The 11,899-nt window shown below is 74.3% G+C and carries 14 protein-coding genes; 7 read left to right on the forward strand and 7 right to left on the reverse strand.

The genetic code is table 11. From position 1 onward, the window contains the following. Nucleotides 1–109 precede the first annotated feature (109 nt). Both KK617_RS07970 and KK617_RS07975 read left to right on the forward strand, forming a co-directional pair. Entirely contained in the window at nucleotides 110–457 is a 348-nt protein-coding gene (locus KK617_RS07970; RefSeq protein ID WP_277499339.1) for a ribosomal protein L7/L12, read from the forward strand. A 135-nt stretch (nucleotides 458–592) separates the two neighbouring features. Next, a complete protein-coding gene (locus tag KK617_RS07975) occupies nucleotides 593–1,861 on the forward strand; it encodes an aminotransferase class I/II-fold pyridoxal phosphate-dependent enzyme (protein WP_277499341.1) in 1,269 nt (422 codons plus the stop codon). A gap of 54 nt (nucleotides 1,862–1,915) precedes the next feature. Here the strand turns inward: KK617_RS07975 and KK617_RS07980 are convergent, their stop codons facing one another. The 3 genes from KK617_RS07980 to KK617_RS07990 all read right to left on the reverse strand — a co-directional run bounded on the left by KK617_RS07980 (nucleotide 1,916) and on the right by KK617_RS07990 (nucleotide 4,874). Then, nucleotides 1,916–2,785, reverse strand: coding sequence for a hypothetical protein (locus KK617_RS07980; protein ID WP_277499342.1), 870 nt, complete (start codon nucleotides 2,783–2,785; stop codon nucleotides 1,916–1,918). A 63-nt stretch (nucleotides 2,786–2,848) separates the two neighbouring features. Further along, nucleotides 2,849–4,312 carry a SulP family inorganic anion transporter gene (locus tag KK617_RS07985; RefSeq protein WP_277499363.1) on the reverse strand — a complete coding sequence of 488 codons (1,464 nt, stop codon included), beginning with the start codon at nucleotides 4,310–4,312 and terminating at the stop codon, nucleotides 2,849–2,851. Between the two features lie 136 nt (nucleotides 4,313–4,448). After that, a complete protein-coding gene (locus KK617_RS07990; protein ID WP_277499343.1) occupies nucleotides 4,449–4,874 on the reverse strand; it encodes a MerR family transcriptional regulator in 426 nt (141 codons plus the stop codon). A gap of 54 nt (nucleotides 4,875–4,928) precedes the next feature. Here KK617_RS07990 and KK617_RS07995 point away from each other — a divergent pair, with 54 nt between their 5' ends. From KK617_RS07995 to KK617_RS08005, 3 genes are all read left to right on the forward strand, one after another. Then, nucleotides 4,929–5,603, forward strand: a complete 675-nt coding sequence (locus tag KK617_RS07995; RefSeq protein WP_277499344.1) for a hypothetical protein — start codon at nucleotides 4,929–4,931, stop codon at nucleotides 5,601–5,603. Nucleotides 5,604–5,723: 120 nt separating this feature from the next. After that, nucleotides 5,724–6,977: an HNH endonuclease signature motif containing protein gene (locus KK617_RS08000; protein ID WP_277499346.1), complete on the forward strand. Its 1,254-nt coding sequence runs from the start codon at nucleotides 5,724–5,726 to the stop codon at nucleotides 6,975–6,977. A gap of 105 nt (nucleotides 6,978–7,082) precedes the next feature. Next, a complete protein-coding gene (locus KK617_RS08005) occupies nucleotides 7,083–7,454 on the forward strand; it encodes an antibiotic biosynthesis monooxygenase (protein WP_277499347.1) in 372 nt (123 codons plus the stop codon). 9 nt (nucleotides 7,455–7,463) lie between these two features. On the opposite strand, the gene KK617_RS08010 is transcribed toward KK617_RS08005, so the two are convergent. Next, nucleotides 7,464–7,757: a hypothetical protein gene (locus tag KK617_RS08010; protein WP_277499350.1), complete on the reverse strand. Its 294-nt coding sequence runs from the start codon at nucleotides 7,755–7,757 to the stop codon at nucleotides 7,464–7,466. Between the two features lie 342 nt (nucleotides 7,758–8,099). Between KK617_RS08010 and KK617_RS08015 the strand changes: the two genes are divergently transcribed. After that, entirely contained in the window at nucleotides 8,100–8,777 is a 678-nt protein-coding gene (locus KK617_RS08015; protein ID WP_277499353.1) for a hypothetical protein, read from the forward strand. A 141-nt stretch (nucleotides 8,778–8,918) separates the two neighbouring features. Then, nucleotides 8,919–9,404, forward strand: a complete 486-nt coding sequence (locus tag KK617_RS08020; protein ID WP_277499355.1) for a hypothetical protein — start codon at nucleotides 8,919–8,921, stop codon at nucleotides 9,402–9,404. Nucleotides 9,405–9,456: 52 nt separating this feature from the next. Here the strand turns inward: KK617_RS08020 and KK617_RS08025 are convergent, their stop codons facing one another. The 3 genes from KK617_RS08025 to KK617_RS08035 form a co-directional block, all read right to left on the reverse strand. Continuing rightward, nucleotides 9,457–9,840, reverse strand: a complete 384-nt coding sequence (locus KK617_RS08025; protein WP_277499357.1) for a DUF6578 domain-containing protein — start codon at nucleotides 9,838–9,840, stop codon at nucleotides 9,457–9,459. After that, a complete protein-coding gene (locus KK617_RS08030) occupies nucleotides 9,837–11,489 on the reverse strand; it encodes a DNA repair helicase XPB (RefSeq protein WP_277499359.1) in 1,653 nt (550 codons plus the stop codon). The genes KK617_RS08025 and KK617_RS08030 overlap by 4 nt, the downstream gene beginning before the upstream one ends. Before the next feature lie 64 nt (nucleotides 11,490–11,553). Next, nucleotides 11,554–11,899 (reverse strand): WYL domain-containing protein (locus KK617_RS08035; protein WP_346812921.1); only part of this gene is annotated, 346 nt, incomplete at its 5' end.

The raw sequence follows: 11,899 nt of genomic DNA on the forward strand, positions 1-11,899 counted from the left end.
CCGTAGGAGCCGCGAAACGGCTTGCACGACGCGTTTGTCGTGTGCGTGTGGCCGAGTCGACGCCCGCGCCGGGTGGGGTGGCGCGCCGGTGCCCGGCACCATGGAGGGCATGCGTGGGGAGACGGGTACGGCGAGGGGTCACCACCAGCCGGAGGGGTCGCTCCGGGCGCGGTGGCGGCGGTTCACCCGCCCGTGGCCGCACGAGAGCCTGTCCCAGCCCGGCGAGCACGCGGTCGAGCTGCTGGCGACCGGGCCGAACCAGGTGGCGGTCGTCAAGGCCGTCCGGCAGATCACCGGGTGGAAGCTGCTGCCGGCCAAGCAGGCCACCGACCGCCCGCCCGTCGTGCTCGCGACGGGCCTCTCGGCCGGGAGCGCCGAGGCCGCGCGCCGCGTGCTGGAGGAGGCCGGCGCCACCGGCCGCGTCGTGCACCGCGGACCGACGCAGCCGGCGGCCTGAGGGGTCGGCCCGGGCGTCGCCGACGCCGTCGGGTGTCCGCTCGGCGGACGCCGGGACCCACCGGCGGGCGCCGGGGTGGCGCGCCTGCGATGATCGTTCCCGGCCTGCACCGCGACCGATGAGAGTGAGCCCCTGATGGCGCTGCCCGACCTCGCCCCTGCCGACCTCGCCGCCTTCGCCGACGCCCAGCGCGCGGCGTACGCGGAGCTGAAGGCGAAGGGTCTGAAGCTCGACCTGACGCGGGGCAAGCCGTCGCCGGAGCAGCTCGACCTGTCCGAGGGCCTGCTGTCGCTGCCGTCGGGCCACGTCGCCGCCGACGGCACGGACGTGCGCAACTACGGGGGGCTCGCGGGCCTGCCCGAGCTGCGCGCGATCTTCGCCGAGCTGCTGGGCACCTCGCCGGCCAACGTCGTCGCGGCCGGCAACTCGAGCCTGACGCTCATGCACGACACCCTCGTGCAGTCGCTGCTCTACGGGCGCCCGAGCAGCCCCGAGCCGTGGGGCGTCGAGGACGTCGTGCGGTTCCTGTGCCCCGTGCCGGGCTACGACCGCCACTTCGCGCTCGCGGACCGTCTCGGCATCGAGCTCGTGCCGGTCCCGCTGACCGACGAGGGCCCGGACACCGAGGTCGTGGCCACGATGGTCGCCGACGACCCGACGATCAAGGGCATGTGGCTCGTGCCGACCTACGCGAACCCCACCGGCTCGGTGTGCTCGGTCGAGGTGGCGCGCACGCTGGCGTCGATGCCGACCGCGGCGCCCGACTTCACGATCCTGTGGGACAACGCCTACGCGGTGCACCACCTCACCGACGTCGAGACCGCGACGCCCGACATCCTCGGCCTGGCCGCCGAGGCGGGGAACCCGGACCGCGTCGTCATGTTCGCCTCCACCTCGAAGATCACCTTCGCGGGCGCCGGCGTCGCCTTCCTCGCCGGCTCGGACGCCACCGTCGCGGCGTACCTCGAGGGGCTCGGCTTCTACTCCATCGGCCCCGACAAGGTGAACCAGCTGCGCCACGTCGAGTTCTTCGGCGACGCCGAGGGCGTGCGGGCGCACATGCGCCGCCACCGCGACCTCATCGCCCCGAAGTTCGCCGAGGTGCAGCGCATCCTCGGCGAGCGCCTGACCGAGCACGGCATCGCGGAGTGGACCGACCCGGCGGGCGGCTACTTCGTCAGCCTCGACGTGCTCGACGGCACGGCGCGCCGCGTGGTCCAGCTCGCGAAGGAGGCCGGCATCGCCCTGACGCCGGCCGGCTCGTCGTTCCCGTACGGCGAGGACCCGCGCGACCGCAACATCCGCCTCGCTCCCACGCTGCCGCCGGTCGCCGAGGTCACCGCCGCGATGGAGGGCGTCGCGACCTGCGTGCTGCTCGCCGCCGCGGAGAGCCTGCAGGGCTGAGCCCGGGTCGAGCCCCGACCGGGTACGCCGTGCCGCGCGGCGCGGCGTACCCGGTCAGCCCGTGACGCTCGGGGCGCCGTCCAGGACCGCCCCGAGCGGCTGGGGCGCGCTGGCGCCGCCCACGACGTGGGCCACCTCGGGCACGTCGGCGTAGAACTCCCGCGCGGCCGCCGCCTCGGTGTCGCCGCCGGTCACCTCGACCACCAGCCCGTCGGGGAGGGCGTACATCGAGACGGCCGCGAAGCCCTGCCCGGAGTCGCCCAGGTCGAGGTCCTCCATCACGGCGTGCAGGTGCTCCTCGGTGTAGCGGGCGGTCAGCAGCTGCACCGTGACCCCGCGCTCGGCGCCGAGCGCGACGAGCGCGGCGTCGACCTCCGGGTCCGGCGTGGTGCGCCACGCCGTGACCCACCCCAGTCCCTCGTGGACCTTGATCCAGGAGAAGCCGGACCCGCTCCCGACCAGGCGCTGCTGCACCTGGGTCGCCACGTCGGAGAGCGCCACATCGGCCTCGTCGACCACCGCGTCCTGCGGGGCGCCGTCGTCGATCGTCAGCTCGTGGTCGAAGCGGTCGAGGACCGGCGCGGTCGCCGAGCGCACCGCGGCGCGGTCCGGCTCGCCGTCCGCCATCCACGCCGTGACGGTGCGCGTCGCCGGGTCCTCCGCGAACGTGACGAAGGCGAGGCCCGGGTCGAGCGCGACGGCCGCGTAGAGCTGCTCGAGAAGCGGCCGGTCGTCGGGTACGGCGGACGTCGCGGCCTCCGGCGTACCCGGGTCGGCAGCGACACCCGGCTCCCCGCCGCGCAGGGCGAGGGCGCCCACGACGGCGCCGCCGGCGACGAGGAGGACGGCCGCCACCACGGCGGGGACGACGAGGCGGGCGCGTCCGTCCTGTCCGGTGCGGTCGGTCGGGGCGGTGGCTGGCATGGCAGGTCCTCCCGTGGGTGGGTGATCACCGGTACGACGCGCCGGTCGCCGCCACGGTTCCCCTCAGTGCGCGCCGAGGTGACCGCTGAGCCGCTCGTGCATCCCGGCGCTGGCCTTGTTCAGCCCGACCACCTCGACGTGCTTGCCCTTGCCGGCGTACTTGGTCACGACGGCGTCGAGCGCCGCGACGGTCGAGGCGTCCCACACGTGGGAGGCCGAGAGGTCGACGAGCACCCGCTGGGGGTCGCCGGCGTAGTCGAACTGGCTGTAGAGGTCGTTGCTGGAGGCGAAGAACAGCTCGCCGGTGACGGTGTAGCGGGCGAGCTCGCCGTCGGCGTCGGTCTCGACGGTGCGGTCGACGCGCGCGAGGTGCGCGACGCGGCGGGCGAAGAGCACCATCGCGACGAGCACGCCGACGGCCACGCCGATGGCCAGGTTGTGGGTGGCCACGACGACCACGACGGTGCTGACCATGACGGTGGTCTCGCTGCGGGGCATGCGGCGCAGGGTCGACGGCGCGACGCTGTGCCAGTCGAAGGTGCCCACGGCGACCATGATCATCACCGCGACGAGGGCGGCCATCGGGATGCGACCGACGACGTCGCCCAGGCCCACGACGAGGACCAGCAGGAAGAGGCCGGCGCAGAAGGTCGAGATGCGCGTGCGGGCGCCCGACGCCTTCACGTTGATCATCGTCTGGCCGATCATCGCGCAGCCGCCCATGCCGCCGGTGAACCCCGTGATGACGTTGGCCGCGCCCTGGCCCCACGACTCGCGCGTCTTGTCGGAGGGCGTGTCGGTGATGTCGTCGACGAGCTTGGCGGTGAGCAGCGACTCGAGCAGGCCGACGAGCGCCATCGCGAGCGCGTAGGGGGCGATGATCTCGAGGGTCTCCAGCGTGAACGGCACGTCGGGCACGAGGAACGTGGGCAGCGTGTCGGGCAGCTCGCCCTGGTCCGCGACGTCGGGCAGCACCCAGCCGGCGGCGAGGGTGAGCGCGGTCAGCACGACGATGGCCACCAGCGGGGCCGGCACGACGTCGGTGAGGCGGGGGAGGAGCACCATCATCGCGATGCCCGCGGCGACGAGGGGGTAGACCAGCCAGGGCACGTCGCGCAGGTAGGGCAGCTGGGCCGTGAAGATCAGGATGGCCAGGGCGTTGACGAACCCCACCATCACCGAGCGCGGCACGAAGCGCATGAGCCGGGCGACGCCGGCGAGGGCCAGCGCGACCTGGATGAGACCGCCGAGGATGACGGTGGCGATGAGGTGGTCGACCCCGTGGTCGCGCACCACCGGCGCGATGACCAGCGCGACCGCACCGGTGGCGGCAGAGATCATCGCGGGCCGGCCCCCGAGGAACGCGATGCTGACCGCCATCGTGAACGACGCGAAGAGGCCGAGGCGCGGGTCGACGCCCGCGATGATCGAGAACGAGATGGCCTCGGGGATGAGCGCGAGCGCGACGACGAGGCCGGCGACGACCTCGCGGCGCAGCACGGCGGGGGAGCGGAGCGCGGTCCGCACGCGGTGGTCGGGCGGGGGCTGCACGGGTGTCGCGGGCGTCGCGGGTACGGCGGAGGTCACCGCCGCAGCAAACCTCACGTTGCGTGAGGGTTGCAAAGCCGGGGCTGTGTGGCCTGCGCCACGAGGGATGGTCTGCTCAGGTGTCGGCGCGCTCCAGCGTCGCAGCGAGGTCGGCGGCGAAGGCCTCGGCGGTGGCGAGCTCGCGGCGTACCTTCGTCACCCGCTCCTCGGCGTCCGCGTGGTAGGCGGCGAGGCTCGTGAGGAGGCGGTGGCGCTCATCGGGGTCGGGGGCGGCGTCGGGATCCTGGTCGGCGTCCGCGGCGAGGGCGTCGACGATGCCGAGCAGGTCGCGCATCTGGTCGAGGGTGAACCCGAGCGGCTTCATCTGCATGATGAGCCCGAGCCGCGCGAGGTCGGGCTCGGTGTAGAGCCGGAACCCGCCCGCCGTCCGGGCCGACGGCGCCACGAGACCCATCTCGTCGTAGTAGCGGATCGTCCGCAGGCTCAGCCCCGTCCGCGCCGCGACCTCGCCGATCTGCAGGTGGGTGGGTGCGTCGCTCACCGGGCCAGTGTCGCAGGGGTGGTGGGGGGTTCCGGGGGCACCTACGGTGGCGCGATGACCCCGACCGCGAAGGACCTCCGGGCGCTGGCGCGCAGCTCGCCGTGGCTGTGGCGGTCGGCGCACCTGCGCTACCGGGGCGGGCTCGGGCGGGTCGAGGCGTGGGTGGAGCGACCGGGGCGCCTGCGCCTGCGGTTCCCCTCCGGGGCGGAGCAGGTCGTGGAGGAGGGGCCGCCGTCGGCGGTGTGGGTCCCTCTGGGCGGCGCGGCGCGTGCCCCGGAGTGGCGGCGACCGCACGAGGTCGAGCCCGTACGCCGGCGCGACGGCCTGATTCGCCGTCGGCCGCGGGACCTGGGCGTCGTGTACGACGACCCGGTGTGGCGCGACTACAGCTGGGTGGCCCTGCTCGACCCGGTCGAGCTCGCAGCCGGCGTGGAGCTGGACGCCCTGGCCTCCGAGGAGCGGGCGGGGCGGGAGACGTGGACCGCGCGGGCCGTCCCCGTGGAGGGCTACGAACCGCGGTGCGGCTGCTGCGCCCTGCTGTGGTCGGCCGTCGCCGCCCGGGACTCGGGGCTGCCGGTGCGGGAGGGCGCGACGTACCCGCCCTGGTACGACGTCGCCCTCGACCGCGCCACCGGCATCGTGGTCTCGGTGCAGCCCGGTGGGACGGGGTTCGAGCCGTCGGCGAGCCTGTCCTCCGAGGTCGAGGTGGTCGCGCACACGGCGTGGTGAGGGGGCGTGGTGAGGGGGCGGCGACCCTGTCGCCGACCGGCCGCCCGCCCCCGCGGACCGACCTGTGGAGAGTCGTCCGCCGACCCCGGAACTGTCGGTGCTCGCTGGTGTCATGGACCCATGACCGCGACCGCGCTGCACCCCCTCACCGAGGTGCTCGCGCGTCTCGACGACGTGGTGGGTGAGGGGTTCGAGGTCGGCCTGCTGAGCGCGTCACCGAGCGAGACGGGTGCGGCGCTCGTCGAGCTCGAGCGTGCGGCGAACCGCCTGGCCGCCCTGCGCGCCCGGGTCCTGGCCCACGCGGCGGCCGTGCGGGTGGAGGACGAGAACGGCGCGCCGTCGACCGCGGTCTGGCTCGCGAACGCCACCCGGGTGACGCGGGCGGACGCCCACCGCCGGGTGCGGGCGGCCGTGGCCGCCGAGGAGCGGTACGACGCCCTCGCTGTCGCCGCAGCGCGCGGGGCCGTGGCGCCGGACCAGGCGGAGGTGATCGTGCGGGCCCTCGACGACCTCGCCGACGACGTGAGCGGCGACCTGTTGCGCGAGGCGGAGCGGACGCTGGTCGGCCTGGCGGGCGACCACGACGCCAAGGAGCTGCGCGTGCTGGGGCGGCGGATCCTCGACGTCGTCGCCCCGGCCGTCGGCGAGGCGCGGGAGGCGGCGCTGCTGGCCACGGAGGAGCGGGCGGCCGCGGCGAAGGTCTCGCTGACGATGCGGGAGGACGGCCAGGGCTGCGTGCACGGGCGCTTCGTGCTGCCCGAGCTGCACGGCGCCATGCTGGCCAAGATCCTCGACGCGATCGCCTCCCCGCGGCGCGACCACCTGCGCGACGGCGACGGGGTCGCGGACGGTGACGAGCAGCGGCCGTCGTGGCTCCGACGCGGGGAGGCGTTCGCCGAGCTGGTCGAGAGGATGCGCGACGCCGACCTGCCGGACGCAGCGGGCGCGGGGGCCACCGTCGTGGTGACGATGCCGCTCGACACCCTGACCGGCGGTCTCGCGGCGGCGAGCCTCGACACCGGTCACCGGATCTCGCCGGGCGAGGCCCGGCGCCTGGCCTGCGGTGCCGACCTCGTGCCCGCGGTCCTCGGCACCGCGAGCGAGGTCCTCGACCTCGGCCGGGCTGCGCGCCTCCACAACCGGGCGCAGCGCATCGCGCTCGTCGTCCGCGACCGGGGCTGCACCGCAGAAGGCTGCGACGCCCCGCCGCAGCGCTGCGAGGCGCACCACGAGACGCCCTGGTCGCGGGGCGGGCGCACGTCGGTCGACGAGGGGCGCCTGCTCTGCCACCGCCACCACCGCGTCGCCCACGACCCGGCGTACCTCACGGAGAGGCTGGGCACCGGCAAGCTGCGGTTCACGCGGCGGACGTAGGCCGACCCGGCGGGTGGCAGGGGAACGGTCGGCCGACCGATGACTCGGCAGGGTGGGACTGGTCGTACCTACGACCGTGCCCCCACGCACACCCCAGGAGGAAGAATGCAGCACTTCGACGACCGCCGGGACGAGCTGCTCGGCATCGCCCGCTTCACCTTCGTCGACGGCGGCGCCGCCGAGTTCAAGCGGCTCTCGGCCCGCTGCATGGAGATCGTCCGGACGAAGGACAGCGGGACGCTGCAGTACGACATCTACCTCGACGACGACGAGACGGGCGCCGTCGTGATCGAGCGCTACCGCGACTCCGCCGCCCTCGTCGAGCACCTGGCCAACATCGGGGACGACCTCATGCAGGCCATCCTCGCGACCGCGACGTCCGTGGAGGGGGAGACGCTCGGCCGGCCGAGCGACGACCTGCGGGCCCGTATGGCGGAGGGGCCGGTGCGGCTGTTCGTGCCGTACGCCTCGATGTAGGGGACCCGCTCAGAGGCGCGACCCGAGCGAGTCCATCGTGTCGGTGAGCATCGACTGCCAGAAGAGCGACGGTGCCACCACGAGGATGACGAGGAACAGGAGCGCGCCGAGGACAGGACGGCCTCGCACCACGTGCAGCACCGCTCCGACGGCCACGGCGGGTACGACGAACACGGCCGCCGTCGGCAGCTGGACCAGGCACCACGCGAGGATGCCGCCGTACACGAGCAGACCCCACAGACGCGTCTGGACGCGCGCCCGCCGCGACCACCGGGGGCGTGCCAGCGACTGGTTGCGCGTCACGTCCCGCATGGGTAGGTGGCACGAGCGGCAGCTCGCCGCGTTCGGCGGCACGTCGTTCCTGCACACGGGACAGGTCAAGGTCTGCAGCACGGGCGCCCCCCCGGTCGCGGCTGGTCACGGATCGACGGCAGCATCGGCCGGTCGGCGGCTCACCCGAGGTGAACGGCTGCTCCGATCCGGCTGGTCCAGACCGTTGCGCGAGCCCGCTCCCGTCGGATCGAGCCGAACACCGGACCGGGCCCTGTCCCGGCAGCTAGGTTCGGGGCCGGTCGCGACGGGCGGCACGGGTACCGAGCAGGGAGCGCGAGCGGACGCATCGCGTGGTCCGACGGAGGTGGGGACATGCGGAACGACCACGGGGTGCACGTTCCGAGGGCCAGCCTCGGGGCGGCGATGGTCGGGGGCTTCTCAGCGGCGGCCGCCGGCGTCCTCCTCGGGTCGGACGCGGGGGACGACGACCCCGTCGCAACCGCGATCGCCTGCCTGCTCCTGCTCGTGACGGCCGGTGCCTTCGTGGTGTCCTTCCGCGCAGGGGTTGGCGCCCGGCGACAGACGCGGGAGGTGCTGCGCGAGCGGGGCTACCGCCGGGGAGAGCAGCCGTGGCCGTGGGCCGCGCACGGCACCTGGGTCGTCGTGACGCCGGTGGCCGCGGTGACCTTCCTCGCGATGCAGCGCGACGGAGGTTCCGAGGCCGAGTGGTGGGCCGCCTGGCTGATCGTCGTCGGTGCCGGGATCACCGCGGCGCAGGTCGTCTGGTCCGCGGTCCAGAAGGGGATCGGCGAGCGGGCCCGGCGCCGGCAGGGGAGGCGTGTGGACCTGTCGAGGCCGGTCGGTGCCTGGCAGTTGCTGATGGGCGTCCTGATCGGTCTCCTCCTGCTGCTCAACGGCGTCAGCGGGCTCGTCTCGACCGATGACGGCATGCTCACGGCCTGGTGGGACGTGGTGGCGACAGCGGTCGGCGCCCCGCTCCTCGTCGGGATCGCCGTCACGGCGCTGCGGCGCCTCCTCGCGCAGCACTGAGCGGCTGAGCCACGCGCCGGCGTACGTCGGACCCGCGGCGACGGCAGGCGCGTGCCGCGTTTGGCGGCGGCGGACGTCGGGTAGCCAGGCGCCCGGGCCTATCGGGAGGCTCGCCCGCCGAGCCCGACCCCAGGAGTCCCCGTGACGCACCCCGAGCAGCCCGCCCACACCGTGCTGACGCTGAGGCGCACGGTCGTCTCCGTCGCTGCCACTCTCGCCCTCACGATCTTGTTCGGGACCTGGGCAGTGCGCGACGAGGGCGGCGCGCGGGTGGGGGCGGCCGTCGTGGCCGTGCTCGCCCTCCTCCTCGCGCTGATGTTCGTCGCGGGCTACGTGCGCGCGCGACGGGTGCAGCGGAACCCGGACTCACCCGAGGCGCGCCGGATGCGGGAGACACTGGCAGCTGTCCCGCCGCCGCCGAGCGGGCCTCACCGGTGGGTGGGGCTCGGCCTCTCCGTGGGGTTCTTCGTCCTGCTCGCGCTGCGGGGCATCGACGGTCTGTCCGACCCGCTGGTGGTGACCCTCCGCGTGCTCCAGGTCGTGATCTTCGTCGGGATGGTGGTCTTCAGCATCCGTGAGCTGCGCCGCCACCGGAGGTGGTCCCGCGAGCACCGCACCACCGCCTGACGGGCCCACCCGGCTACCGCGCGGGGCAGCCCTGTCGAGGCACGCTGCTAGCTCACGCCTGGACAGTGACGACGAACCACGCGTCGTCGTCGACGCGGAGGACCTCGCCCGTCGCGACGACCACCACCGTCGGCACCACGTCGTCGTCGAAGGAGCGGTCACCTCCGTCGTCGACGAGACCCACGAGCTCCGACCCGCTCGGCAGCCGCTCCACCGGGACGCGCCCGTCGCCCACGACCATCGCGAGGTCGACCACCCGCCCGCTCACCTCCACGAACGGCTCCGCCCGCTCCGGGTCCAGATGCCAGGCGCGATCCAGGCGGCCGTCGTACGGCAGGCACGTCCATCGGACTACCTCACCGCGCTGCACGGCCTCACCGCAGCAGTCGTGCTCCCACCCGCCGACGTACACCTCGACGGGTCGAGGAGGGCTCACACCCCCAGCTCCTCCGCGTCGAGGATGCGGTACGCGTACCCCTGCTCGGCGAGGAAGCGCTGGCGGTTCTGCGCGAAGTCGGCGTCGACGGTGTCGCGGGAGACGACGGTGTAGAACCGCGCGACCTTGCGCTCGCCGCCGGGGCCGGGGTCGCCGGGGCGCAGCAGCCGCCCGAGGCGCTGGGCCTCCTCCTGCCGCGAGCCGAACGAGCCCGACACCTGGATGGCGACCTCGGCGCTCGGCAGGTCGATGGAGAAGTTCGCGACCTTCGACACCACCAGCCGCCGGATCTCCCCGGTGCGGAACGCCTCGAACAGCCGCTGGCGCTCCTTGACCGTCGTCTCGCCCTTGATGACGGGGGCGTCGAGGGCGGCGGCGAGCTCGTCGAGCTGCTCGATGTACTGCCCGATCACGAGCAGCGGCTGCGCGGCGTGCTTCTCGACCAGCGACTTCACGACCTGCGTCTTGCGGCTCGTGCAGGCCGCCAGCCGGTAGCGCTCCTCCGGCTCCGCGGTCGCGTAGACCAGTCGTTCGTCGTCGGGCAGCGTCACCCGCACCTCGACGCAGTCGGCGGGCGCGATCCAGCCCTGGCTCTCGATGTCCTTCCAGGGCGCGTCGTACCGCTTGGGACCGATGAGGCTGAACACGTCGCCCTCGCGCCCGTCCTCCCGCACCAGCGTGGCGGTCAGGCCGATGCGCCGGCGGGCCTGCAGGTTCGCCGTCATCCGGAAGATGGGCGCGGGCAGGAGGTGCACCTCGTCGTACACGATGAGGCCCCAGTCGCGGGCGTCCAGCAGCTCGAGGTGGGGGTAGACGCCCTTCCGCTTCGTGGTCAGCACCTGGTACGTCGCGATGGTGACGGGCCGGATCTCCTTGGTCGAGCCGGAGTACTCGCCGATCTCCTCCTCCGTCAGCGACGTGCGCTTGACCAGCTCGTCCTTCCACTGCCGCGCGCTGACGGTGTTGGTGACGAGGATCAGTGTCGTCGCCTGGGCGTGCGCCATCGAGGCCGCGCCGACGAGGGTCTTGCCGGCGCCGCAGGGCAGCACCACGACGCCCGAGCCGCCGTGCCAGAACGAGTCGGCGGCCTCGCGCTGGTAGGGCCGCAGCGTCCACTCGTCCTCGTTGAGCGAGATGGCGTGGGCCTCGCCGTCGACGTACCCCGCGTAGTCCTCCGCGGGCCAGCCGATCTTGAGCAGCGCCTGCTTGAGGTTGCCGCGCTCGGAGGGGTGCACGGCCACGGTGTCGGGGTCGACGCGCTCGCCGAGCATGCCCTGGACGCGCTTGGCGCGCAGCACCTCCTCGAGCACCGGCCGGTCGGTCGTCGACAGCACGAGGCCGTGCACGGGGTGCTTCTCGAGGCGCAGCCGGCCGTAGCGGGCCATCGTCTCGGCGACGTCCACCAGCAGCGCGTGCGGCACCGGGTAGCGGCTGTAGGACAGCAGGGTGTCGACGACCTGCTCGGCGTCGTGGCCCGCGGCGCGCGCGTTCCACAGCCCCAGCGGGGTGAGCCGGTAGGTGTGCACGTGCTCCGGGCTGCGCTCCAGCTCGGCGAACGGCGCGATCGCCTTGCGGCACTCCGCCGCCTGCTCGTGGCCGATCTCGAGCAGGAGCGTCTTGTCCGACTGGACGATGAGGGGGCCGTTCACCGCTCCAGCGTACGAGCCACCCGTACGGCGGCCGCACCGCCGCTGCACGGCGGCCGCACCCCGGCTACACGGCGTGGACCGCCGTGATGCGGTGCACGGCGAAGACGCGCTCGTCGTCGCTGCGGTGGTCGTACGCCGTGAGCTGGCCGCCCTCGACCCGGCGGGGGTCGACGACGCGCTCGAGGAAGGTGCCGTGGTTGTCGACGTACGCGATCCGCACGGTCGACCCGAGCTCGATCGCCTCGCGCAGCATGCTCAGCGCCGCGGCCGGCGTCGTGGTCGCGGGCCGGGGCGCCGGCGTACCAGGAGCCCGTGGCTCGGGGGCGGGACGGGAGGCCACCGCGCGGTCGCCGGCGCGCACCGCGGTGACGACGGCCGAGGCGTGCGCGGCCTCCCGCGCCGCGCTCGCG

The sequence above is a fragment of the Nocardioides sp. ChNu-99 genome, from assembly GCF_029493445.1.
Classification (GTDB): Bacteria; Actinomycetota; Actinomycetes; order Propionibacteriales; family Nocardioidaceae; genus Nocardioides.

Excerpts from the sequence above, each read along its gene's own strand:
- KK617_RS07980 (WP_277499342.1), bottom strand. The coding sequence starts at position 2,785 with ATGCCAGCCACCGCCCCGACCGACCGCACCGGACAGGACGGACGCGCC.
- KK617_RS07975 (WP_277499341.1), top strand. The coding sequence starts at position 593 with ATGGCGCTGCCCGACCTCGCCCCTGCCGACCTCGCCGCCTTCGCCGAC.
- KK617_RS08000 (WP_277499346.1), top strand. The coding sequence starts at position 5,724 with ATGACCGCGACCGCGCTGCACCCCCTCACCGAGGTGCTCGCGCGTCTC.
- KK617_RS07970 (WP_277499339.1), top strand. The coding sequence starts at position 110 with ATGCGTGGGGAGACGGGTACGGCGAGGGGTCACCACCAGCCGGAGGGG.
- KK617_RS08005 (WP_277499347.1), top strand. The coding sequence starts at position 7,083 with ATGCAGCACTTCGACGACCGCCGGGACGAGCTGCTCGGCATCGCCCGC.
- KK617_RS08015 (WP_277499353.1), top strand. The coding sequence starts at position 8,100 with ATGCGGAACGACCACGGGGTGCACGTTCCGAGGGCCAGCCTCGGGGCG.
- KK617_RS07995 (WP_277499344.1), top strand. The coding sequence starts at position 4,929 with ATGACCCCGACCGCGAAGGACCTCCGGGCGCTGGCGCGCAGCTCGCCG.